Annotated in this window: 22 protein-coding genes; 12 read left to right on the plus strand and 10 right to left on the minus strand. The window is 62.2% G+C overall.

Features of this window, described 5'->3' with window-relative positions; translation table 11 throughout:
* Together csf2 and csf3 are read left to right on the plus strand one after the other, a co-directional pair.
* The gene (gene csf2 / locus DIE13_RS01750; protein ID WP_124825525.1) at positions 1 to 1,116 is read left to right on the plus strand and encodes a type IV CRISPR-associated protein Csf2; all 1,116 of its coding nucleotides are present in this window, start codon (positions 1 to 3) and stop codon (positions 1,114 to 1,116) included.
* Position 1,117: 1 nt separating this feature from the next.
* A complete protein-coding gene (csf3, locus tag DIE13_RS01755) occupies positions 1,118 to 1,825 on the plus strand; it encodes a type IV CRISPR-associated protein Csf3 (protein WP_124825526.1) in 708 nt (235 codons plus the stop codon).
* 1,467 nt (positions 1,826 to 3,292) lie between these two features.
* Here the strand turns inward: csf3 and DIE13_RS01760 are convergent.
* The 4 genes from DIE13_RS01760 to DIE13_RS01775 form a co-directional block, all read right to left on the minus strand.
* Positions 3,293 to 3,613: an H-NS histone family protein gene (locus tag DIE13_RS01760; RefSeq protein ID WP_124825527.1), complete on the minus strand. Its 321-nt coding sequence runs from the start codon at positions 3,611 to 3,613 to the stop codon at positions 3,293 to 3,295.
* A gap of 98 nt (positions 3,614 to 3,711) precedes the next feature.
* Positions 3,712 to 4,137 carry a GIY-YIG nuclease family protein gene (locus DIE13_RS01765; protein ID WP_185731185.1) on the minus strand — a complete coding sequence of 142 codons (426 nt, stop codon included), beginning with the start codon at positions 4,135 to 4,137 and terminating at the stop codon, positions 3,712 to 3,714.
* An 11-nt stretch (positions 4,138 to 4,148) separates the two neighbouring features.
* Positions 4,149 to 4,382 carry a transcriptional regulator gene (locus DIE13_RS01770; protein ID WP_260435017.1) on the minus strand — a complete coding sequence of 78 codons (234 nt, stop codon included), beginning with the start codon at positions 4,380 to 4,382 and terminating at the stop codon, positions 4,149 to 4,151.
* Positions 4,383 to 4,820: 438 nt separating this feature from the next.
* The gene (locus tag DIE13_RS01775) at positions 4,821 to 5,306 is read right to left on the minus strand and encodes a hypothetical protein (protein WP_124825529.1); all 486 of its coding nucleotides are present in this window, start codon (positions 5,304 to 5,306) and stop codon (positions 4,821 to 4,823) included.
* Between the two features lie 239 nt (positions 5,307 to 5,545).
* On the opposite strand from DIE13_RS01775, the gene DIE13_RS01780 reads away from it, so the two are divergent.
* From DIE13_RS01780 to DIE13_RS01795, 4 genes are all read left to right on the plus strand, one after another.
* Positions 5,546 to 6,463: an SOS response-associated peptidase family protein gene (locus DIE13_RS01780; protein ID WP_124825530.1), complete on the plus strand. Its 918-nt coding sequence runs from the start codon at positions 5,546 to 5,548 to the stop codon at positions 6,461 to 6,463.
* 74 nt (positions 6,464 to 6,537) lie between these two features.
* Positions 6,538 to 7,254 carry a translesion DNA synthesis-associated protein ImuA gene (imuA, locus tag DIE13_RS01785; RefSeq protein ID WP_124825531.1) on the plus strand — a complete coding sequence of 239 codons (717 nt, stop codon included), beginning with the start codon at positions 6,538 to 6,540 and terminating at the stop codon, positions 7,252 to 7,254.
* Positions 7,175 to 8,653 (plus strand): DNA polymerase Y family protein, encoded by a 1,479-nt coding sequence (locus DIE13_RS01790; protein WP_185731186.1) that lies wholly within the window; start codon positions 7,175 to 7,177, stop codon positions 8,651 to 8,653. The genes imuA and DIE13_RS01790 overlap by 80 nt, the downstream gene beginning before the upstream one ends.
* A 6-nt stretch (positions 8,654 to 8,659) precedes the next feature.
* A complete protein-coding gene (locus DIE13_RS01795; protein WP_124825532.1) occupies positions 8,660 to 11,809 on the plus strand; it encodes an error-prone DNA polymerase in 3,150 nt (1,049 codons plus the stop codon).
* A gap of 198 nt (positions 11,810 to 12,007) precedes the next feature.
* On the opposite strand, the gene DIE13_RS01800 is transcribed toward DIE13_RS01795, so the two are convergent.
* A complete protein-coding gene (locus DIE13_RS01800; RefSeq protein ID WP_124825651.1) occupies positions 12,008 to 12,772 on the minus strand; it encodes an SDR family NAD(P)-dependent oxidoreductase in 765 nt (254 codons plus the stop codon).
* Between the two features lie 129 nt (positions 12,773 to 12,901).
* Positions 12,902 to 13,918 (minus strand): zinc-dependent alcohol dehydrogenase family protein, encoded by a 1,017-nt coding sequence (locus tag DIE13_RS01805; RefSeq protein ID WP_124825652.1) that lies wholly within the window; start codon positions 13,916 to 13,918, stop codon positions 12,902 to 12,904.
* Positions 13,919 to 14,565: 647 nt separating this feature from the next.
* Here DIE13_RS01805 and DIE13_RS01810 point away from each other — a divergent pair.
* The 4 genes from DIE13_RS01810 (at position 14,566) to DIE13_RS01820 (ending at position 17,257) form a co-directional block, all read left to right on the plus strand.
* A complete protein-coding gene (locus tag DIE13_RS01810; RefSeq protein ID WP_260435019.1) occupies positions 14,566 to 15,261 on the plus strand; it encodes a carboxymuconolactone decarboxylase family protein in 696 nt (231 codons plus the stop codon).
* A 137-nt stretch (positions 15,262 to 15,398) separates the two neighbouring features.
* Positions 15,399 to 15,794: a cupin domain-containing protein gene (locus tag DIE13_RS01815; RefSeq protein WP_185731193.1), complete on the plus strand. Its 396-nt coding sequence runs from the start codon at positions 15,399 to 15,401 to the stop codon at positions 15,792 to 15,794.
* A gap of 11 nt (positions 15,795 to 15,805) precedes the next feature.
* On the plus strand, positions 15,806 to 15,964 hold the full coding sequence (locus DIE13_RS32760) for a hypothetical protein (RefSeq protein WP_185731187.1): 159 nt from the start codon (positions 15,806 to 15,808) through the stop codon (positions 15,962 to 15,964).
* A gap of 363 nt (positions 15,965 to 16,327) precedes the next feature.
* On the plus strand, positions 16,328 to 17,257 hold the full coding sequence (locus DIE13_RS01820; protein WP_311768312.1) for an aldo/keto reductase: 930 nt from the start codon (positions 16,328 to 16,330) through the stop codon (positions 17,255 to 17,257).
* A gap of 306 nt (positions 17,258 to 17,563) precedes the next feature.
* Here DIE13_RS01820 and DIE13_RS01825 read toward each other — a convergent pair whose 3' ends face one another.
* From DIE13_RS01825 to DIE13_RS01840, 4 genes are all read right to left on the minus strand, one after another.
* Entirely contained in the window at positions 17,564 to 18,556 is a 993-nt protein-coding gene (locus tag DIE13_RS01825; protein ID WP_124825535.1) for an aldo/keto reductase, read from the minus strand.
* A 55-nt stretch (positions 18,557 to 18,611) separates the two neighbouring features.
* Positions 18,612 to 18,785, minus strand: a complete 174-nt coding sequence (locus DIE13_RS01830) for a hypothetical protein (protein WP_221622205.1) — start codon at positions 18,783 to 18,785, stop codon at positions 18,612 to 18,614.
* A 226-nt stretch (positions 18,786 to 19,011) separates the two neighbouring features.
* A complete protein-coding gene (locus tag DIE13_RS01835; protein ID WP_124825536.1) occupies positions 19,012 to 19,659 on the minus strand; it encodes a carboxymuconolactone decarboxylase family protein in 648 nt (215 codons plus the stop codon).
* A gap of 109 nt (positions 19,660 to 19,768) precedes the next feature.
* Positions 19,769 to 20,782: an aldo/keto reductase gene (locus tag DIE13_RS01840; RefSeq protein ID WP_124825537.1), complete on the minus strand. Its 1,014-nt coding sequence runs from the start codon at positions 20,780 to 20,782 to the stop codon at positions 19,769 to 19,771.
* 801 nt (positions 20,783 to 21,583) lie between these two features.
* Between DIE13_RS01840 and DIE13_RS33770 the strand changes: the two genes are divergently transcribed.
* Both DIE13_RS33770 and DIE13_RS33225 read left to right on the plus strand, forming a co-directional pair.
* Positions 21,584 to 21,820, plus strand: a complete 237-nt coding sequence (locus DIE13_RS33770; RefSeq protein ID WP_409333467.1) for an aldo/keto reductase — start codon at positions 21,584 to 21,586, stop codon at positions 21,818 to 21,820.
* The gene (locus tag DIE13_RS33225) at positions 21,747 to 22,106 is read left to right on the plus strand and encodes an aldo/keto reductase (protein ID WP_409333468.1); all 360 of its coding nucleotides are present in this window, start codon (positions 21,747 to 21,749) and stop codon (positions 22,104 to 22,106) included. The genes DIE13_RS33770 and DIE13_RS33225 overlap by 74 nt, the downstream gene beginning before the upstream one ends.
* Positions 22,107 to 22,315 lie beyond the last annotated feature (209 nt).

Here is a 22,315-nt window from a genome sequence, read left to right on the forward strand (position 1 = left end):
ATGACGATCACGAACCGCATCACCGGCATTTTCCAGCTGACCCATCCGCTCCACTGCGCAACGCCGGACGAATCGCTGAAGGGGTCGATGGTGGGCGTCGAGGCAAGCACGGCCACCCCGACTATGCAGCAACGCATTCTCACCCGCCGGGGAATGGAGCGCATTCCGTACTTCCCGGGCAATGACCTGCGCGGCCGCCTTCGTCGCAAGGCTGCATCGATCGTGCTGGACACGATCACTGCATCGCGCAAGGTGAAGCTCGAGCTCTACGCGGGCCTGAATTGCGGTGCAGTCAGCGGTAAGCCCGAAAACGACGTGACGATCGAAGAGGTGCTTCGCGCGCGGGACAACGTTTACATGGGATTGTTCGGTGGCGGGACGCGTATTCTGCGGTCGCGGTTCCGTGTTGCCGATTTGCTCCCGGTCATTGCCTCGACGATCGAAGTTGGCGCGGTGCCGCGACAGTATGGCGACGAAACCGACACGACGTGGTTGCCGAAGGATTTCACTGGTGAGAGCCCGCTGCGGGGTGACCAACTGCTGGTCGTTCGGCATTTGCTGCGGGTCGACGACGTGATGCGCGTGTTGCGTCCCGACGAGCTCGAGAAGTACATCGAGAATGCCACGGCTGCGGTGGAGGGGTACCAGACCGACATTTTGCAGAAGCGGGTTCAGCGCGGCGACGACAAGAAGAAGGCTCAGAACAAGGAGATCGCGAGCAAGGACATTCAGAAGAAGTCGGACGTCGGGAACATGATGTCGATTCAGGCGATCGCTGCGGGCACGCCGATGTACTTCCATCTGGATCTTGCGGATGACGTCAGCGACGCACACGTCGGGCTGATGCTGCTGGCGCTGCGTGCGCTGGTCCGCGAGCAAGCGCTCGGCGGCTGGGTGCGTACTGGGCTTGGGCAGTTTGGCGCGCGGCTGTCGCTCGAACGGGATGGTGAGTCCTTCCAGGTTTTCACGACTGATCTGGCGGGAGCGGACGCCACGCTTTCCGATGAAGTGTCGCAGCGGTATGTCGCGGCGGCAAATGACGCGTTGGCTTCGCTTTCCGCAGAGGTGATGATGGACTTCTTTATGCCGCGTCAGGCTGTCGAAGAGGAGGCTTGAGATGACCCCCCTTCGACTGACGTGGACCCTCGCGACACCGATGGTGGCGGGTGCGCACCCGCTCCATCTGGACGCCTTGATCGCGTATGCGATCGTCGAGGAAAGCCTTCGGGCTGCTGGGGCTTGGGAGGCCGATCCCAAGACGCTGCGCGAGCTTGCAGACTTCCCTCTTCCACTCGAGCGCGATCAGCGTGACGACGCCAGGTGCTGGAAGGCGTCTGCCATCGTTCCTGGCGGCGATCCAGGACCGCACTCGATGCGCTTCTGGACCAGAAAGACGGATGCGTACGATATGGCTCGGCGCATCGAGGGTGGGCAGATCGAAGGGCGGTACAAGTTTCCGCTCAAGCAGTACGCCTACAAGGTCGACACCGCGCGTGGGCTGCTGAAACAGCAGTTCAAGTTTTTTCCTGTTCGGCAGGTTGAGCAGGTACACGCGTGGTGTGTCGGTGACGAGGATCGACTGGTGGATCTGTTGTCCCCCGAAACCGGGTATGTGACGCATCTCGGTGCGAAAGCGCGAATGGGCTACGGGCGGATCAGGTCTTTTCACATCGAGCGTGATGATGCCGCGCGCGATCTCTGGCAGCGACGCGTGCTTCCCTGGCCACACGAAGGAGCGGAGGCGGTCGCGATGGCGACGCGGCCGCCATATTGGGCGGTCGACACGAGGGGGATTGCGTACGTGACGCCGGACCTGCTTGTGTAGGCGGCTTCGATGATTCCCTGCGTGAGCGGGGGTTGAAGTTGACTCAGCGTCAAAATATAGGTGGGAACACCGTGTTCCCCGCGTGAGCGGCGGTTGAAGGGAGCCATTTGGGCATTCTGTGTCAGCGCACCCGTGTTCCCCGCGTGAGCGGGGGTTGAAGTGTCAGTTCGATCTCGACTGCCATTCTCAAATTGTGTTCCCCGCGTGAGCGGGGGTTGAAGCGAGAATCCACGCTGGGACGACAGCTCGCGGGTGTGTTCCCCGCGTGAGCGAGGGTTGAAGGTAACAGGTCGAAAGGACGGGCGGCCATACAACGTATTCCCCACGTGAGTGGGGGTTGAAGATTGGGAAAAGTAGAATGATCAATCGCGCCGAGAAGATGCAGTGACTGCGGTGTTCCCCGCGTGAGCGGGGGTTGAAGGTCGATGCGTGAATCCGAATGCCGGCTTTTCAAGTGTTCCCCGCGTGGCGGGGGTTGAAGGAGGCCGGCGACTTTCCGACTGGCCTTTACTGGGTGTTCCCCGCGTGAGCGGGGGTTGAAGGTGTGAAACACGCCTTGCGGAACGCCCTCAACTGTGTTCCCCGCGTGAGCGGGGGTTGAAGGCTGTATGTCCCATCCGGGATCTCGACCCATAGCGTGTTCCCCGTGTGAGCGGGGGTTGAAGGAAGCTGATGACGAAAGCGCAGCTAAAGCAATAGTGTTCCCCGCGTGAGCGGGGGTTGAAGTTAGTGGATTATGGGCAAACGTGGTAGGTATGCATATTCCCGGCGTGAGCAGGGGTTGAAGGTAGAACAAGGCTTCGAGGTGCGCGAATTTCTCGTGTTCCCCGCGTGAGCTGGGGTTGAAGGGTGTATTTGAGCGGCAATGCCGTGTGAAACACGTGTTCCTCGCGTGAGCGGGGGTTGAAGGTACCTTGGGGCCGTGTTGAGGGGGGAACCCCGGTGTTCCCCGCGTGAGCGGGGATTGAAGGCAGTCCCGTGAGTGGATTAGGTTCGGTCCACTGTGTTCCCCGCGTGAGCGGGGGTTGAAGGAAAGCCCCCAGTTAGGAATGCCCCGCCACACCGTGTTACCGGCGTGAGCGGGGGTTGAAGGGATGAGCAGCGGCAGAAGGTTCAGGCCGTCATGTGTTCGCCGCGTGAGCGGGGGTTGAAGGGAAGTGGCTCAGGCTGCTGGCAGTCTGCATTTGTGTTCCCCACGTGAGCGGGGGTTGAAGGACTGGCGAATGCCTGATCGCCAACTGCGAAGAGTGTTCCCCGTGTGAGGGGGGGTGAAGACGAACTGACGCCGATACAGCCATGGGGCCAGGGTATTCCCAGCGAGAGTGGGGCGTGAATGAAGGTGCGCGGACAGTGCGTCAGGTGGGGAAACGGGCCGTTGCGGCGGCTAGTTAGACGGCCCGCTTGGAATCGCTAGATAGTTCGGAGTACGTTTGATGTATACGGTTGCATGGCGCGCCCGTGTTGCGGTTATTCCGTGATCAAGAAGCGATCGCGATTCCGGGCTTTTGCGATCCACGACGGTGCACGCCCTTTGCCGGACCACGTTGCACCGGACTTCGGGTCGCGATATTTCGCCACGCTAGTCGTCTTCGCTTCAGACGTGCTCTTTGCGCGTGGGCTTCGCTTTCGACCGAAGACGTCCTGCTCGGTTAAACCGTATTCGACTACTTTCGCGCGGATGTCAGTGAGGATTGCTTCGATTTCTGCGGCGCGAAGTTGCGCGGCCTCGGCAGTCAATGCTTCGATTTCGGCCTTCACTTTCGAATAGGTGCGTTTGGTTTCTGCCATCACGAGTGCCTAGAATATTTGTCGGCGACCGGCCGACGTTCGGGGGGGGCGCAGGTGCGCCCCTTGTGGCTCTAATCCTCAGATTCGCTGGCAAGTGACTAGGATGTCTCTCGCCCTACTACGTTGAGGCCAGGGTCCAGCTTTCGAATCAGGAACGCTTCGATAGCTGCCGCTTCAAACCAACTTTCCGCCGGAAGTCCTATCGTCCGCACTGCGTGTGCGTTTTCAAGTTTGGGATTCTTCACAAAGCCCGCCGTTCGGTCGGGATTCCAGCCGAAGTGGGTGCCGAGACGCTTACCCAACCCATCCGCTTTACCGACATAGAGCAGGCGATCTTCCCTGTCGAATACAAGGTAGACGCCCGCCGCAGCAGAATTGGGAAAACTTCCGAAGGCGAAGTCGTCAACGATATGGTAGGGCAAACTTAGCACAATCGCGCCCATTTTTGGGCGAGGAAAGTCGCGATTGAACTCGGTAATCGCTGAATCTACGTCAGAGACGGAAGGGAAGTTAACAGTTTGCATAATGGTTCGTTTCAGAATCCGATCACTCCGCGTCCTCGCGCATTCTGTAGAATCTCGCGAACGAACTTCCATGCTATTTCCGGCATGGTTCGATACGACGAGGAATCTGGCGATGCGAGCCAGTTTTCCAGCGTTCGTTTGGGCGTACCCAAACGCTCCGCGAACTCATCGATGGTCTTCATACCCAGACGCATCATCGCGTCCCTGAGAAAATCCCCTTGGGGTAAAGGCTTGTTCTTTGCCACTTTGCCTTCCTATCGAACCGTGCCATTTTGCAGTGACCGGACTAAATTCCCCGACTCGGACTATGCGGCGTAAGGGACCGCATGACCGACATCGAATAGAGATTGCGTTCAGGCGGATAGCGTCTTTCCGGCAATATGTCGGGGGATGAAGGTACTGCACCTGTATTGGTCGAGATCGACCGTGAATGCATCCAACAGGATAGCACTCAATGAGTGGATTTTGGGGCGGTTTTCTGTCAACGTTGGAACCCGGGGCACGGAACCTCTTCGGTGTATATGTCGGCTCGCACCTTGCTTTTTCGCTCTGCAGGAAGCCAGTCAGCCACGCTAAGAGCGCACACAAGAAAAAACACCCACCGGTACCGGAGAAGGTACGCAGTGGGTGTTTGTTGCGAGCTGCTCGATCAGCTGTACGGTGGCAGTGGCGAAGGCCTCGGCTCAACGATTTCGATAAGTTGTCTGGAGCTCATCGCACTCGCATTCCGCCTGGTACTGTCCGCATTCGGAACAATGGTCCTGCACGAAACTTCCGTCGTAGTCGAACTTGTCCACCGACATGGATGGCTTGCGCAGGATACCGGAATTTTTGATCAGATCACGGACTGTCGCCAACACATCCTGGCAACCGGCAAGCAACTCTCGCAAGCCGGCGTCGATGATCTCCGCATAGTCTTCGGCTGCGTAAAGCCCCGAACCGCCGATGACGTGTTTGATGAAGCGGTCCCGGTCCGCCGGAGCGTCAAACTCCCGTTCTCCTGAGTCCGCCATTTCAACGGCAACAGCACGGATTGCATCGTCATGGCTGGAGGCCCAGACGGTTGTGCAGTAGTCACCTTCCTCGCTGTCGTCTGGATTCCAATCAAGCGTGACTCGGTACAGCTTCGCCTCACCTGACGGTGCTGGCAGTTTCATTTGATCTGGCATGTTCGCTCTCCAATATTTACTGGGCGCCCCATGGGGAGCACGGCCCAGAAGTTGATATGCGTTGCATTCGGAGATGTCACATGCGATGAGGAATGGCGACCTCGGCAGTGTGTCGGCCGATTCAGCATTGAAGCTTTAACGTGCCGAAATGGATGTGCCAGCTGGCAAGGGACAGGTGTTTAGCAGGTGAGTGTGACATGCGGTACCCTGTTGACCTGCGGTTGTCGAGGGAGACCACGATGTGCTATTCCGCCAAGGTCCAGGCCAACTATCGCGAGTATGTGCGGCGGTACGGCGCCGATATGGACATCGAGACGTTCCGGCGCCTGTATTTCGCGCGCCTGGCGACCACCAACATCAAGATCCCGAAAGCGCTCGATGCCGGACTCCTCGAGGCGCCCATCAGCGACGACATCACGATCGCGATCGCCGACTTTCAGCAACGCCGCACGTCCGAACTCGAGGCCGAATTGTTCGCGCAGCGGGCGCGACTCGCGGCGGCAGAACGCAAGCTGCAGGTGAAGGTCACCAAGTCCGCCAGTGAGGATGTCCGGATCTCCACGGACAAAATCGCCGCGGCGCAGCGCGGCCTCGACGATCTCCGCCGGCGTGAGCTGAAGGAAGGCGATTCGCGGATCTTCCCAGGCTGGTACGCCCCCGTGCTGATCGAACTCGATGGCAAGCGCCTGGTTGTGCCGATGCGATATAGATGCCGCTTGCCGGGCTGGACCGAGGCGGACGAGCGCATCAAGCATGGCACATACAATGCTCGGGCCGACGCGCTCCACACGGCCTGGCGGAAGGTATTCGGCTTCACGCATGGTCTGATCCTGGTCGATGCGTTTTTCGAAAACGTCGATCGCGATGGTCAGAAGGTGGTGCTCCGCTTCGACCCTACGCCGCCGCAACCCATGCAGGTTGCCTGCTTGTGGACGCGCACCGAAATCCCGGGCGCGGACGATCTCTGGTCGTTCGCGGCGATTACCGACGAGCCGCCGCCGGAAGTGGCGGCAGCTGGCCACGACAGGTGTATCGTCCCCATTAAATCCTCAAACGTCGACGCCTGGCTTGCACCGGATCCAAGCCGGCGCGCGCAACTGCGCGAAATCCTCGCTGATCGCGAACGACCGTACTACGAGCACCAACTGGCGGCGTAAACGGCTGGGGGTTGGAGAGGGGGCAATCTCTGGCATATACTGTATAAACGTACAGTGTTTGCGTAACCGACCCCATGCACCCCGCCCTCGCCCATCCTGAAGCCATTCACCCAGCGCTTTGGCGCGCCAGCCAGCTGGCGCGCTCGAGCGTGCGTGGCGTCGACACCGGTCATCCGGAGCTGACGCACGAGCTACCTGGCGGCGGCTGGCCGGCCGGCGCACTGGTCGAGTTGCTCGCGCAGCAGCCTGGTATCGGCGAGCTTCGGCTACTGGCACCGGTACTCGCGCGCTCAGCTGGCCGGCCGGTCGTGCTGATCCAGCCCCCGCACGCGTTGCAGCCACTGGCCCTCGCGTATTGGGGCGTCGATTCGTCGGGCTTTGTGTCACTGCCGGCGCCGCGGACGGCTGACGCCTTATGGGCCGCCGAACAGGCGTTGCGTGCCGGGACGTGCGCTGCTGTACTGCTTTGGCAGTCCCATGTGCGTGCGGACGCGCTGCGTCGGCTCAATCTGGCCGCGCAGAGCGGCTCGACACTGTTTTTCCTGTTCCGGCCGGCAGCTGCGGCACGCGACGCGTCACCGGCACCGTTACGGCTCGCGCTGGCGGCCAGGCGTGACGGCATCGATGTCACGTTTGTGAAGCGCCGCGGGCCGGCACGTGATACGCCGCTGTTCGTTCCCTTGTCTCCCTCGCCGATTTTGTTGAACCGTCATGCAAGTCTGGATCGGCGTGCATCTGCCGCATCTCAACCTCGAAGTGTTCCGGCCGCGATCGCCGGCGCCGTCGCCTGACGATGCGCGCGGGCTTGTTGTGCTTGAGGGCGGCCGTGTCGTGGCGCTCGATCGCGCCGCGCGTGCGCTCGGCGTGGTCGCCGGCATGCGCCGCGGAGGCGTGCTGTCGCTCGCGCCGGACGCGCAGATCCGCGAGCGTGACGCCGCGCGCGAGCGTGAGCTCGTGCTGGGTGTCGCCTACGCGCTCCTGCAGTTCACGCCGAGCGTTGTCGACGCCGAGGAAGCCGTGGTGCTGCTCGACGTGACAGCAAGCCTGCGCCTGTTCCACGGCATCCGTGCGTTGCGCCAGCGTGTGCGCGACGTCGTCGCATCGTTCGGCGTTACCGCGGCGATATCCGTGGCGTCGACGGGCCCGGCCGCGTGGATGGTCGCCCGCGGTCTGCGTGGTGGTCTCGCGCTGTCCGCGCGGTCGTTGCGCCGCGCGCTCGCGCGCGTGTCGCTCGCCGTTGCCCCCGACGCACGACGATACGCAATCTGGTTCGACGAGCTCGGCTGCGAAACGCTCGCAGATCTGCAGCGCCTTCCGCGGGCTGGTCTCAAGAAGCGATGTGGCACGCGGCTACTCGACTGGCTCGACCAGGTCGCGGGCAACGCGCCGGCCGCCTACGAGTGGCTTGAAATGCCGCCCTCGTTCGACACACGCGTCGAGCTGATGGACCGTGTTGAGCATGCCGAGGCGTTGTTGTTCGTCGCGCGTCGGCTGATCATGCAACTGACTGGCTGGCTCACCGCGAAGCAGCTCGATGTCGCGGCGTTCGCGCTGTTGCTCGAGCATGAGCGCGGGCGTGACGCGATCGCGCCAACCGAAATCGAGATCGCACTGGGTGCTCCCACTCGATTCGAGGAGCACCTGATGCGGCTCGTCAAGGAACGGCTCGCACAAGTCGAGCTCGCCGGCCCCGTGATCGCCGTGCGGCTCGTCGCTCGAAGCGTGCAGGAAGCGGCCGCGCCGAGCGATTCGCTGTTCCCGGAACCTGGCGGCACACCGCAGGATCACGCCCGGCTGCTCGAACTGCTGACCGCGCGCCTCGGAGCCGAGAACGTCTTGGTGCCCGCTCCCATGGCCGACTACCGTCCGGAGGCGGCCGCCCGCTGGGTGCCGATGCGCGATGCACCGAAGGTCGGGCCGCTGCCGGCTGATCTGCCGCGCCCCGCTTGGTTGCTCGACAAACCTGTTCCGCTGCTCATACGTCAACATCGGCCGTTCTACGGCACGCCGCTGCGCATGGTGTCGCCCGGCGAGCGCATTGAAGGCGGCTGGCAAGACGGGCTGGTCGTCACGCGTGACTACTTCGTCGCCGAGGACGACAACGGCATCTGCTACTGGATCTACAAGGAGCGGCCGACGGCCAGCGACGAAAGCGAAGCGCGCTTTTTTCTGCACGGCCTGTTCGGTTGATTCGTCGTGGACGCCGGGAATTTCGGCACCTTGCCCGCCTACGCGGAACTCCAGGTCGCCTCCGATTTCTCGTTCCTGCACGGCGCGTCGCGCGCGGAGGAATACGTAGCACGCGCGGCGCAGCTCGGCTACAGCGCGATCGCGATCACCGACGAATGCTCGCTGGCCGGCGTCGTGCGCGCGTACGTGGAAGCGAAAGCGGCAAACATGCCGCTGATCATCGGCTCGCACTTCCGACTGACGGCCGCCGACGGATCGTCCGCGCTCGCGTTCACCGCGCTCGCAATGAACCGCGACGGATACGGCAATCTTTGCGAATTCATTTCGCTCGGTCGCATGCGCGGCAAGAAGGGCTCCTACCGGCTCGCGCCGCTCGACGTTGATCATCCCGAAGCACCCTACGCCCACCTGCGCGGCTTGCCCGATTGCCTGGCGATTCTGTCACCCGACTTCCCGGCCAATGAGCAGCGTCTCGACGCGCAGCTCGAATGGTTCGCGCGCATGTTCGGCGATCGCGCATCGGTCGCGCTGACGCTGCACGCACGGGCGATGGATGACATCCACCGCGGCGTGGTCGAACGCGTCGCCGCGCGGCACGGTGTGCCCGTGGTGGCGACTAGCTGGCCGCTGATGCACGTCCGGTCGCGCAAGCCGCTGCAGGACGTGCTGACCGGGATCCGGGTCGGTCGGCCGGTGTCCGAGTGCGGGTACGAACTCGCGCCGAATGCGGAGCGTCACCTGCGATCGCGCCTGCGGCTCGCGAACCTCTACCCCGCCGGTGCGCTCGAGGAGACAGTGCGTGTCGCGAGGCGCTGCACGTTCAATCTCGACGACCTGAAGTACGAGTATCCGGACGAGCTGGTGCCGGCCGGCTACGACGCCGCGACGTACCTGCGCGAGCAGACCTATATCGGCGCACGCCGGCGCTTCCCGGCCGGTATCCCGGTCGACGTGCAGGCGCAGATCGAGCACGAGCTGCAGCTGATCGCGGAGTTGCGTTACGAGGCATATTTCCTGACCGTCTACGACATCGTGCAGTTCGCGCGCCAGAGCGGCATCTTGTGCCAGGGCCGCGGCTCGGCCGCGAACTCGTGCGTTTGCTACGCACTCGGCGTGACCGAGGTTGACCCGTCGCGACAGTCAATGCTGTTCGAACGATTCATCAGCAAGGAGCGCAACGAGCCGCCCGATATCGACGTCGACTTCGAGCATCAACGTCGCGAAGAAGTGATGCAGTACATCTACCGGAAGTACGGTCGCGATCGCGCGGCGCTGACGGCGGCCGTCACCACGTACCGGCCGCGCAGCGCGCTGCGCGAGGCCGGCAAGGCACTCGGCGTGGATCCAGCGATCGTGGATCGCGTGGCGAAGCAGCACCACTGGTTCGATTCCCGCGCGGATCTGCTGCAGCGCTTCGCCGAGGCCGGCCTCGATCCCGAGGCACCGCTCAACCAGCAGTGGGCCGCGTTCGCGGCGCAGCTGCTCGGCTATCCGCGTCACCTGTCGCAGCACTCGGGGGGCTTCGTGATCAGCCGCGGCAAGCTGACGCGGCTCGTGCCGGTCGAGAACGCCGCGATGGCGGATCGCACGATTATTCAATGGGACAAGGACGACATCGAGGCGCTCGGTATCCTGAAGGTGGACGTCTTGGCCCTTGGGATGTTGAGCGCCACGAAGCGTGCGCTCGACATGATTTCAGAAAAACGAGGTGAAGTTTTCGAGCTGCAGGATATTCCAGCAGAGGACGCGGCCACCTACGACATGCTCTGCAACGGGGACAGCATGGGCGTGTTCCAGGTGGAATCGCGCGCGCAAATGTCGATGTTGCCGCGCCTGCGGCCGCAATGCTTCTATGATCTGGTGATCGAGGTCGCGATCGTGCGGCCGGGCCCGGTGCAAGGAGGGATGGTGCATCCGTTTCTGCGCCGGCGCCAAGGGCTGGAGCCGGTCACGTTTCCGTCGAAAGGTATGGAGAAGGCGCTGGCGCGCACGCTCGGCGTGCCGATCTTCCAGGAGCAGGTGATGCAGGTCGCGATGCTGGCCGCCGGCTTTTCCGCCGGCGAAGCCGACCAGCTGCGTCGCGCGATGGCGGCATGGAAGCGCAAAGGTGGCCTCGAGCCGTACCACGACCGCCTGGTGAACGGCATGCTGGAGCGCGGCTACGATCGCGAGTTCGCCGAGTCGATCTTCGCGCAGATCAAGGGCTTCGGCGAATACGGTTTTCCGGAGAGCCACGCGGCCAGCTTCGCTCTGCTCGTCTACTCGAGCGCCTGGCTGCGCCGGCATGAGCCGGCCGTGTTCCTGGCCGCGCTGCTCAACAGTCAGCCGATGGGCTTCTACACGCCGTCGCAGCTCCTACAGGATGCGAAGCGCCGCGGCGTCCAGGTGTTGCCCGTCGACGTCACGATTAGCACGTGGGATTCAGCGATCGAGGGCTCGACGACGTCGGCACCGGTGCGGCTCGGCTTCTCGCTGCTGCGCGGCATGCGCGTGGAATCTGCCGAGCGCATCGAGTTCGCGCGCACAGTGCGGCCGTTCGTCGACGTCGCGGATCTTGCGCGGCGGGCGCAGCTTGATCGGCACGATCTTCAGGTGCTCGCGCGCGCGAACGCGTTGCGCGCGCTCGCCGGCGGCAACCGGCGCGCGGCGCTCTGGTTGGCTGCGGCCGCTGTGCCCGATCGGGATCTCCTGCGCGGCACCGAACGCGACGACGCGGCGCCGGCGTTGCCGCAGGCTTCCGAAGGAAAGGAGATCGTGACCGACTATCGTGCGATGGGATTCACGCTCGGCCGACATCCGCTGGCGCTCCTGCGCGATCGCCTGGCGCTCGATCGCCTGCAGTCGGCCGAGCAGCTGGCGACGTTGCGCAGCGGACAGCTTGCGCGTGCATGCGGGGTTGTCACGGTGAGACAGCGTCCAGGTACCGCGAACGGTGTCTTGTTCATGACGCTCGAAGACGAGACCGGCCAGGTAAATGTGATCCTCTGGCCGGGTCTACTCGAAAAGTTTCGGAAGGAAGCGCTCGGTGCTGCACTGCTTGCGGTCTATGGCGTCTGGCAGGCCGAAGGTAAGGTCCGGCACCTGATCGCGAGCAAGCTTGTCGATCGCACCGAGTTGCTCGGGGCGCTGACAACGACAGCTAGGGAGTTCTGTTGATTTTCGAGGGGGCAAAAGCGGTTATCCGCCGTTGCCCAGACTGGTTGAGGCGGACGCGAGCGAATGCATCGGCAAGCTATTTTTCCCCATACCATACGACCGAACTGTCAACCGCGTAGACCTTGCATCCTTGATGCTTCTGACTGCATTGGTCCAGCGAGTATTTGACCGGATCAGCGCCGACAAGGCTTGCTGAAGTCAACGCATGATAAATCCGCCGTCGATCGAGATCGATTGGCCGGTTACGTAGCTCGCCATGCTGCTGGATAACCACAGCACCGCGTCGGCGATTTCTTCGGGACGTCCGTGACGCTGCATCGGAACGCTGGCGGTCATTGCCTCGAGCGCCGGACCCTGCCCGGACGCGACCATTTGATCGACCATCGGTGTCCAGATCAGGCCGGGGCAGACTGCGTTCACGCGGATGCCACGCGCAGCGTATTCGAGCGCCGCGCTCTTGGTCAGCCCGATCACTCCATGCTTCGCCGCGTGATACGTGCCGCGCTCCGCGCCGCCCACCAGGCCGCCGAGCGACGAACAGTTGACGATCGCGCCGCTGCCTTGTTTGCGCATCTGCTGCAGTTCGAATTTCATGCAACTCCAGATACCGCGCAGGTTGATCGCGATGACCCGGTCGAAATCGTCTCGCGGGGAATCGGCCGTCTCTGCGAGCACGTTCTGCACGCCAGCGTTGTTGTACGCAACATCCAGCCGGCCGAATGCGTCGACCGTCCGCGCAACCATCGCCTCGACCTGCGCGTCATCCGACACGTCGCAACGTATTGCAATGGCGCGATGCCCTGATGCCGTCAACGCGTCGGCCGCATTCTGCACTGCCTCCTCGTTGTAATCGGCGAGCGCCACCGCCGCACCGGATGCCGCGAAGGCGCGCGCTGTCGCCAACCCCAGACCGGAACCTGCGCCCGTCACGAGCGCGACCTGATTTTCAAACGTAATGTTCATTGGATTTCCATGTTGCAGAATACTTGTGCGTCGCGTGAAATAGCATGCGTCGGTGCCGCTACCGTCACCGTCATGCCGGGCAATCAATGCCCGACGGGCAGCAGCTTCAGCGGCTTTCCGGGTACCGCGTTACGGCATCAGCAAAGTCTTGACCGCCCGCCGCTCGTCCATCGCGCGATAGCCTTCGGCGACATCCGCGAGCGGGAGCGTCAGATCGAACACCTTGCCCGGATGTAGCCTGCCTTCCAGCACCAGGCCGATCAGCTTCGGCAGGAACTGCCGAACGGGCGCCGGCCCTCCATGCAGTTTGACGTGCTCGAAGAACAGTTCCTCACCTTTCAGCGTCACGCCGTGCGGCACGCCGACGTAACCGACATGTCCGCCGACACGCGTCGCGTGAATGGCCTGCATCATCGATTCCTGTGTGCCGACGCATTCGATCGCGCAATCGACGCCGAGGCCTGCGGTCATTTCGCGGACCCGCTCGACGCCTTCGTCTCCGCGTACGTCGACGATGTCGGTGGCACCGAAATCACGCGCCATCGCCTGACGCGCCGGATGCCGACTCATCGCGATGATGCGTTCGGCGCCCATCTCGTGGGCTGATAGCACCGCCAACTGCCCGACCGCGCCATCGCCGACCACCGCGACGGTTGCGCCTGGTGTCACCTGAGCGGCAACAGCGCCGAACCAGCCGGTACCCATTACATCGGACAACGAAAGCAGATCGGGAATCATGTCCGGCGACGGCAGCATGGGCGTCGCGACGAGCGTGCCGTCGGCGAGCGGCACCCGCAGCAACGGGGCCTGCGCACCGCCGACAAATTCGGCCTGTCGGCACGACGACTGATAGCCGAAGTTGCAGACAGGGCAACTGTTGTCGGATGCGAAGAACGAACCGATCACGAATTGGCCCGCCTTCACGTGGCGGACTTCAGCGCCCACCGCCTCGACGATCCCGCAGTATTCATGGCCCATCGGCATGGGTGCGCCGATCGGCTGGATACCCCGGTACGGCCACAAGTCTGAGCCGCATACGCAGGTTGCGCTTATGCGTACGATCGCATCGGTCGGATGGAGAATTTCCGGATCGGCGCGCGTTTCGAAACGAATGTCGCGCGGTCCGTGAAGTACGGTAGCAAGCATCTGAGACCTAAGGGGGCAAGGCGATACGACGGACGGCTTGCCGGATGATCCGGCGAGCGACGATGTGGTCAATGGCAGTAGCTGCTCGAGTAAAACACGAGAGGCTGCAGGGATCACGACTACTGCAATAACGACAATCATAGGCGTGTAGGCTCGATTGATGAAGTCTTCAAACCCGCAAGCCGTCATCAACAACGCTCATGAATGCAATCGTTATGTCCATCCGGCTGATGCCATCAGTCAGCGCGCGGTGCGCTACGCCATTACGGGATCGGCGTTAATTCGATGAACGGGACCGGTCCGTCCGACGCGCCTACAGGCGACGGCACGCAATTGATGAGCGCTGTTTATCGTGCTTAGCCGGTTTCGATAGCTATCCACGCCGACTCGCACCGGTTAAATTCGGCTGGTCGCTGCAAGGAAAATGAAATGCCGGCACGGCATGAACCTCGCGGAAGCCATGTGCCAGCGACAAGGCCGAAGCGCTGTGGATTACACATGTATCACTACACTTTCCTGACCGCCCCGACGGAGATTCCCGCATGAAATGGATTGCAGTCGTGGTTGTACTGATCTCTTTCGGTACCTCAGCGTGCGCACCGATATCAACAACATCTGGCTCCGACGCACCACCCCACCGACCGCCGATGTCGACTCCGACAAGCCTGTACTCCGGCTCGCCGGTCCTGGATCGCTATACCGAAGATGTTGTGTTCGGTGATCTGTGGAAACGTCCGCAACTGTCGCGTCGTGACCGCAGCATCGTGACGCTGTCCGTTTTGATCGCAAGGAACCAGACGACAGATCTGCCTGCCTATGTGAACCTTGCGCTGGACAGCGGCGTCAGCCCCGTCGAGATGTCCGAGCTGGTTGCGCATCTCGCGTTCTATACCGGCTGGGACAACGCAACGGCGGCGGCCCGATCGATACAGACCGTATATCGCGAGCGCGGTATCACGGTCGTGCAGTCGTCGCCGGCATCCGACGCTCGGCTCCCGATCGACGCAGCCGCGGAAGCACGCCGCGAGTCGGCCGTACAACACAGCTTCGGTACGGTTGCGCCCGGGGTGGTCGGATTCACCCGTGACACCTTGTTCAACGACCTGTGGCTACGACCAGGCCTTGCGCCGCGTGACCGCAGTCTCGTGACGGTCAGCGCGCTCGTCGCCACCGGCCAGGACGCGCAACTCGCCTATCATCTGAATCGTGCGATGGACAATGGACTGACCCGCTCCGAAGCGTCAGAGGTACTGACGCAGCTGGCGTTCTATACGGGCTGGCCGAATGTCTTCACGGCGCTTCCGATCGTACGTGACGTGTTCGACAAGCGTCCCGTCCGATGACGTCGTGCCAATCCGATTCAGCCCCTCCGTCCGACTTCGTTCCCTTCGACGCCATGAAATCAATCCTGCCGGTCACATTGCTGCTGCTCGTAGCATCGAATCAAGTCGTTCACGCGCAGCAGGCCAGCTCGGCCGCGATGACCATCTCGGCAAGCGGTACACGGCCGTCGTTCGTGGGCCCCGCCCGCAACTTCACGGGCGTCGTGCGAGTGGAGCCGATGAAGCAGGCGGAAGCGCCGTCGATGGTGTCCGTCGGCAGCGTGAAGTTCGAGCCGGGCGCGCGCTCCGCATGGCACACGCATCCGCTTGGCCAAACGCTCATCGTCACATCCGGTGTGGGCTGGACGCAGGAGTGGAACGGCCGAAAGCATGAGATCCGTGCCGGCGACGTCGTCTGGTGCCCGCCTGGTGTCAAGCATTGGCACGGTGCCACTGCGACCACCGGAATGACTCATCTCGCAATTCAGGAAGCACTGGATGGGAACAACGTCGAATGGCTCGAACAGGTCAGCGACGAACAATACGGTAGCTAGTCGATGTCGTGATGCGGCGCTACCCAGATGGAACGGAATTGGATGGCTCGCGCCCGACCTTCAGCCGTGAGCGTCTCGCGGGTTCCATGATCGACGGCGTCACCGAGACGCCGGAGATCATCGATTACTGCGCGGCTCGCAACGTCCCCGCCGATATTGAACTGATCTGACCGGATCCAATTTCCCAGATATTCGAGCGCGTCATCGATAAGGATATTCGCTGTCCCTTTGCGATTGACTTTGCCTCATCGGAACGAGCGCGAGGCACCACCCGAATCCACCAATGAAGGAGAAGGACGCCGTGACTACTTTCGATTCTTCTGGCCGCAGAACCTTCTTGAAGACGGGCGCGGGGATTGGGGCTGCCGTGTGCGTCTCGTCAGCCGTCGTAGGAATAGCCGCAGCACAGCCAGCGCAAGCAACTCCATCAGGGAACAATGCAATGGATTTGCCAACCATCACTAAGCGTCGCACCTTAGGCTCGCGGCGTTTCAAAATGGACGTTTCCGCGTTGGGTTTCGGCGTTTATGGGTATGAACTACAACCGGGGCATCCACCCCGACCGAAAGGCCATGATCGAGCTGCTACATCAGGCGGCCGAGCGAGGAGTCACACTTTTCGATACCGTGCAGGTCTATGGACCACTCGTCAACGAAGAGCTTGCTGGTGAAGGGCTGTACCCGTTCCGGGGCAAGGTGAACGTGACGACCAAGTTCGGGCATCGCATCGTAGATGGCAAGTACATCGAGGGTGAACTGGATAGCAGTCCGACAAATATTCTCCGTGTTGCGGAGGAATCGCTAAAACGCCTACGGATTGAGACCATCGAGTTGTTCTACCAGCACCGGCTCGACCCCACAGTGCCCGTCGAAGATGTCGCGGGCACCGTCAGGGATCTAATCCAAGAAGGCAAGGTCAGGCGCTTTGGTCTTTGCGAAGTCAGTGCGCAAACGATCCGCCGCGCTCACGCTGTGCAGCCGGTTACCGCAGTACAGAGCGAGTACCACCTGATGTGGCGCGGCCAGGAGAAGGAAGTTTTCCCCGTGCTCCAAGAACTGGGTATCGGCTTTGTACCCTACAGTCAGCTCAACCGAGGCTTCCTTGGCGGCGGCATCACCGAATACACCCGTTTCGATTCGGGCAACGATAACCGCAATACACTACCTCGCTTTACACCCGAAGCCATTCGGGCAAATCTGGCGATCGTGGAAGTTCTCAACTCGTTTGGTCGCCCCCGTGGGATGACTGCCGCTAAAATCGCACTGGCGTGGACGGTGGCGGAGGCCAATTGGATTGTGCCAATCCCAGGCACCACCAAACTGGCGCACTTGGACGAAAACCTTCGCGCCGCCGATCTGGTGTTGACACCGACGGATGTGCAAGCGCTGGAGAGAGAGGTCTCCGCGATTCAGATCGTGGGCGATCGCTATCCCGCGTCACAGCGAAAACAGGTTGACGGCTGAAAGTTTAAGATGGCGGCTCGTTGCTGGTTTCGTCGTGAATCGGAAACACGAACATGATGAAATGCGGAAGGAGTTCTTTGAGCTTCGGCGCCGCCGCGGTGCTTGCCAGCAGGATGTTAGTTACATGCCCTCGGTCGAGCTGTGCCGATGTTAGAGAAGCCGGTTCGTCATCTGCGACGAGAAATCTTCGACGATCCATGGGGTATGTGATCAGACTGCCAGCCCCTGAGCCCGAAACCCCGATGCTTGCTTTCAAGGTGAATGACTGACTTGACGCAGGCGGGGGCAGACCCGCCCGCGACTCGTCTACCAGGAGTAGGCGTTAGGCGCCTCCCCGCCTGGACCGGGCCAGATCTCATCCAGCTTGGCCAGCGTCTCGGTCGATAGTTTCAGCGATAGCGCCTCCAGGCTCTGACGCCACTGCTCGGCCGTGCGCGGACCACTGATGACTGAGGTTACGACCGGGTTGTGCAGCAGCCAGGCGAGTGCCACGAGAGCGGGTGCATGACCCAGCGTCGCGCACAATGCTTCGTAGGCTTCCAGTTGGGGGCGGTATTTTTTGATCTGTGCTTGAAGACGCGACGAGGCACGTCGTCCCGCGGTGAGTGTGTCGCCCAACACGCCGCCCAGCAGCCCCTTACCGATCGGACTCCAAGGAATGAGGCCCACCCCGAAATGGCGCAGCGCCGGGATCACTTCCAGTTCGATGGTTCGCTGCGTCAGGTTGTAGATGCTCTGCTCCGATGCCAGTCCCAACAAGTGGCGCGAGGCGGCCGTGCACTGCGCTGTGGCAATGTCCCAGCCGGCGAAGTTGCTGCTGCCGACATAGGTTATCTTGCCCTCTCGGATCAGTTGTTCCATCGCTTGCCAGATTTCCTCCCAGGGTGTTGCCCGGTCGATGTGGTGCATCTGGTAAAGGTCGATATGGTCGGTCTTCAACCGCTTGAGGCTGGCCTCGCATGCGCGGCGGATGTGATAGGCCGACAGGTATTTATCGTTTGGACCGGTGCCCATCGGCTGATAAACCTTTGTGGCCAGCACGATTTTGTCGCGCCGACCACTCCCCTGAGCCAGCCAGCGACCGATGATCTCCTCGGAGATGCCGAAGCCCATTTCCATGTCCGGCGACTGCGGGCCGCCATATACGTCTGCGCTATCGAAGAAGTTGATACCCGCATCCACGGCGCTATCCATGATTTCGAAGCTAGTCGCTTCGTCGGTCACGTCGCCGAAATTCAAGGTGCCTAACGCAATGCGGCTGACTTTGAGGCCGGTGCGGCCAAGATGTGCGTAGTTCATCGCGTCTCACTTTCGCATAGTCACGTCCGGGATTGCCCCGGAGATGGTGTGTGGATCAACGCTCGCTTTCCTGGGCAATGGCGAGCGGGCCGTATCCTGGGCGCTTGTGCAGAAGATGGGCCGCCCCATCGATGCCGGAAACGTAGACTTTCTCCGTCCAATCTTCCGCCAGCATGTCCTCCACCGCGACTGATACGGCATTCGCATCGATCGCCAATACGTCCGCCATGGTGGTGGCCAGTCGGTCGCCCCCCCCTGCTTGATGTCGCCGCTGCGGCCCTGGGCGATCTTGTCGATGAGGTAAGGCATGGAGAGGGTCGGTTCGATGCCTGGATAGTTTGAACACGCGCTGGCCAAAACGTGCGCATCGGACGCGAGGCTTCAAACGGCTGTCGTCCACACGTCCGCCCGACACACGTGATACTCCGACGTGGGGGAGGCATGTCGAGCGAGGTTTATTTCGCAGCGGCGAGATGCTGGTCGATCGCTACTCGAATGCGCACGGCGGCAGCGGTGTCGCCGGCTTCGGCGAGAGCGTGTGCGAGTTCGCGCAACTGTGCGGGACTCAACCCGACATTCAGACTGATCCGGACATGGGCGAGCAATTGCGATTCGACGCCGGAGATCGCGGCCAGCATACCGACCGTCGCCAGTTCGCGGCTTACCCAGTCGAGGTTGTCGCGTTCGAAAATGTCTCCGAATAGATGCGTCTTCAGGAATCGGTCGATCGCCGGCGCGAAATCGAACAGCGGGCCCACCACCGGGCTGCCCGCCAGCTTCGTCTGGTTGGCGGTACCGGCATTGAGCAGGGCCTCGCCGGTCGGGCTATCCGCCGAAGGCGAGCGTCCGAGCGCATCGTCGATGCCGCGCTGCCGTCGAGCGTCGAGCGTCTTCATCAACTGCCCCAAAGCGTTCAGGGCGCGGGGGAAACCCGCGTACGCGTAGAGCTGTACGAGAATCTCGCGTGCATCGCTCACGCTCAGCCCGGCATCGAGGCCACGGTTCAGCGCATCATCGAGCGGTACCATCGCGCCGGCGGCAGCGAACGCGGCGATCGGCGCGATCGCCTTCTGTTTGTCGGAAAGAGTCGATTCGTCTGCCATGGAGGTCACTTTCGGAATGTTGTTGATCGGGATCGGCCGGCGCGTCGGGGAGGCCTCGATTGAACGACGACTACGGCATCCCCGTCGATTCGATCGTCGCCCCCGGCAATCACGCGATCACGAGCCGGCCTTCGACCGGATAGTTCGGATCGGTGTAGCCCGGCGTCGATGCGTGGCCCGGCGGCACCAAGCTGTCGACGAACGCTTCGTCATCCGGTCCGAGTTCAAGCGTCAGCGCGTCGACATAGCTGTCCCAGTGCGCTTCCGTACGCGGCCCCGCGATTGCCGAGCTGACGATCCGGTTCTTCAGCACCCATGCGATCGCGAACGCGATCGACGTCGTGCCGCGCTCCGCTGCGTATGCGGAGACCTTCTGCGCGATTGCGAGCGATTCGGGGCGCCATTCGGTCTGCTGAATACGCTTGTCGCCGCGCCCAGCGCGGGAATCGGCAGGCGGCGAGCCGTCGGTCGCGTATTTGCCGGTCAGCACTCCGCGCGCGAGCGGGCTGTACGGCACCGCGCCGATCCCATAATGAGCCGCGGCAGGCAGCAACTCGACCTCCGCCATGCGATCGACCATGTTGTAGACCGGTTCGATCGCAACAGGACGATCGATGCCCATCTGGTCGGCGAGACGCACGACCTCGGCGATACGCCAGCCGCGAAAGTTCGACAGCCCGAAATAGCGGACCTTGCCTTGTCGAATCAAATCGCCGATCGCGCGCACGCCCTCCTCCAGCGGCGCGTCGAGCAGGGCACGATGAAAATAGAGCACATCGATGTAGTCGGTACCGAGCCGCTTCAGGCTTGCCTCGACCGTCTGGAATATCCACTTGCGCGACTGGCCCTGTTCGTTCGGTCGGGCGCTGGCCGACGCCGGGTAGCCAAACTTCGTGGCGATGACCCAGTCGTCCCGGCGCGTGGCAATCGCACGACCAACGACTTCCTCCGAGCGGCCCGCGTGATACACGTCCGCGGTATCGAGGAAATTCACGCCCTGCTCGAACGCCTTGTCGAGGATACGGCGGGACGTGGCCTCATCAGTTTCGCCGCCGAACATCATCGCACCGAGACACAGCGGCGAAACCTTGAGGGCGCTACGGCCCAGATATCGGTAATCCATTCGTTTTCTCCACACGGGCGAGGCCGGGGTTTCTGGTGAAAGAGGTGGTGTATTACGGTGTCAGCGTCGTCGGAAAGCACCGAACCATTTCAGCGCACACGGGGACGGGCGATTTCGTGTCGGTTATGGCAAGTGATACCCCGTCGCCGACCGGATCGCCGTATGTGGCTTGCTTTGGGTCAACGGCACGGCATGCAGGCTCGATACGAGTGCAGGCCTCATCGTCGTCCGACCGAAACAGCCCCTCAACGAGCTTCACAAGCGATGCGTAGCATGACACCGGACGCCGTCGCATCGCCCACGCGGCATCACAACCCCGCTGACGATATCGATGAATGATAGCGACGACGATGCCTCCAATGAAGGCCGCCAGACTGCATGCTGCTATGAGCGACATTCATGAATCGACGCGGCACCCGGCCCAGGCACGGAATTCCCCTGACCGACGCTCGTCCGCATCCCGGACGGGCGTCACGTGGAACACGTGCGACCGGCATGCGGCGGCCACATTGATGAGCCCGTTAAATGGCTGTTTGCCGAATTCGGAGACTAGTCAGCCAGAATTGGGTGCCCTGTCGTAGCAAATTGTCGCGATTTCCCGGCCCGTTGGCCGGTGTACACCGATGTGCCTCGGACGGACTTCCTGTCATCAGATGATGACTGACGAGAAAACCACCCTGCTGCCGGTGCATCGATCGGCAAAGCACCGACGCGGCCCCGGCGGCGCGAATGCAGCAGCGCACGCTCTGATCCGGCCACGCCGCGCTGCAGGTTTCGGCACTCGACTTGAGATGCATGGGGATGAACCACCACCGTGGCCCGGTCCCCGACCGGAGCGCGATGATCTCGCTCGTCCGCCAAGTGGCAGAACGGGGGATAACGCTGTTCAACACGACTAAAACGTCCGGGCCGTTTACGAACGAGGAACTGTTCGGCGAGGCGATCGAGCCGTCCCGGCACGAGGTTGCGGTCAGCACCAAGTTCGGATTCCGCTGCGAAGACATCCGCGTCACGGGGCTGGACAGAGCACATTCATGAGGTTGCCAATGCTTCGCTCAGGCGGCAGCGACGTGAAACGATTTTCCAGCATCGTTACGATCCCGACGTGCCGATCGCGGACGTAGCCGGTGTAGTGAAGGATCTGATTCAGGTCGGTAAAGTCCGCCATCTCGGACTGTGCGAGATGGGCCCCGACATCATCCCCCGCGCGTACAGGGTACAGCCCGTAACCGTGGTCCAGAGCGAGTATTCGCTCATGTGGCGGGAATCCGAGAGTGCGCTCTTCCCGATTATTGGAAGAACTCGGGATCAGCTTCACGCCTGATAGTGCGATCAAACGAGGCTTCCTCGGGGGTGCGATGAACGCGCATACGCGCCTCGGCGAGTTTGCCCGCGCTCGAGGCGCCACGTCAACCCCGGCCGGCGCTTGCCTGGCCACTGGCGCGCAGGCCCTGGATCATGCCGATTTCGGGTACGACATAGGCGGCGCATCTCGACGAGAATGTCGGCGCGGCCGACTTTCGACTATCGCGA

Source organism: Burkholderia sp. Bp9016 (genome assembly GCF_003857765.1).
GTDB lineage: Bacteria > Pseudomonadota > Gammaproteobacteria > Burkholderiales > Burkholderiaceae > Burkholderia.

Bases quoted from the DNA above. Each gene is read 5' to 3' on its own strand.
- csf2 (WP_124825525.1), top strand. From the start codon at position 1: ATGACGATCACGAACCGCATCACCGGCATTTTCCAGCTGACCCATCCG.
- csf3 (WP_124825526.1), top strand. From the start codon at position 1,118: ATGACCCCCCTTCGACTGACGTGGACCCTCGCGACACCGATGGTGGCG.
- DIE13_RS01760 (WP_124825527.1), bottom strand. From the start codon at position 3,613: ATGGCAGAAACCAAACGCACCTATTCGAAAGTGAAGGCCGAAATCGAA.
- DIE13_RS01765 (WP_185731185.1), bottom strand. From the start codon at position 4,137: ATGCAAACTGTTAACTTCCCTTCCGTCTCTGACGTAGATTCAGCGATT.
- DIE13_RS01775 (WP_124825529.1), bottom strand. From the start codon at position 5,306: ATGCCAGATCAAATGAAACTGCCAGCACCGTCAGGTGAGGCGAAGCTG.
- DIE13_RS01780 (WP_124825530.1), top strand. From the start codon at position 5,546: ATGTGCTATTCCGCCAAGGTCCAGGCCAACTATCGCGAGTATGTGCGG.
- imuA (WP_124825531.1), top strand. From the start codon at position 6,538: ATGCACCCCGCCCTCGCCCATCCTGAAGCCATTCACCCAGCGCTTTGG.
- DIE13_RS01790 (WP_185731186.1), top strand. From the start codon at position 7,175: ATGCAAGTCTGGATCGGCGTGCATCTGCCGCATCTCAACCTCGAAGTG.
- DIE13_RS01800 (WP_124825651.1), bottom strand. From the start codon at position 12,772: ATGAACATTACGTTTGAAAATCAGGTCGCGCTCGTGACGGGCGCAGGT.
- DIE13_RS01805 (WP_124825652.1), bottom strand. From the start codon at position 13,918: ATGCTTGCTACCGTACTTCACGGACCGCGCGACATTCGTTTCGAAACG.
- DIE13_RS01810 (WP_260435019.1), top strand. From the start codon at position 14,566: ATGTCGACTCCGACAAGCCTGTACTCCGGCTCGCCGGTCCTGGATCGC.
- DIE13_RS01815 (WP_185731193.1), top strand. From the start codon at position 15,399: ATGACCATCTCGGCAAGCGGTACACGGCCGTCGTTCGTGGGCCCCGCC.
- DIE13_RS32760 (WP_185731187.1), top strand. From the start codon at position 15,806: ATGCGGCGCTACCCAGATGGAACGGAATTGGATGGCTCGCGCCCGACC.
- DIE13_RS01820 (WP_311768312.1), top strand. From the start codon at position 16,328: ATGAACTACAACCGGGGCATCCACCCCGACCGAAAGGCCATGATCGAG.
- DIE13_RS01825 (WP_124825535.1), bottom strand. From the start codon at position 18,556: ATGAACTACGCACATCTTGGCCGCACCGGCCTCAAAGTCAGCCGCATT.
- DIE13_RS01830 (WP_221622205.1), bottom strand. From the start codon at position 18,785: ATGGCGGACGTATTGGCGATCGATGCGAATGCCGTATCAGTCGCGGTG.
- DIE13_RS01835 (WP_124825536.1), bottom strand. From the start codon at position 19,659: ATGGCAGACGAATCGACTCTTTCCGACAAACAGAAGGCGATCGCGCCG.
- DIE13_RS01840 (WP_124825537.1), bottom strand. From the start codon at position 20,782: ATGGATTACCGATATCTGGGCCGTAGCGCCCTCAAGGTTTCGCCGCTG.
- DIE13_RS33770 (WP_409333467.1), top strand. From the start codon at position 21,584: ATGAACCACCACCGTGGCCCGGTCCCCGACCGGAGCGCGATGATCTCG.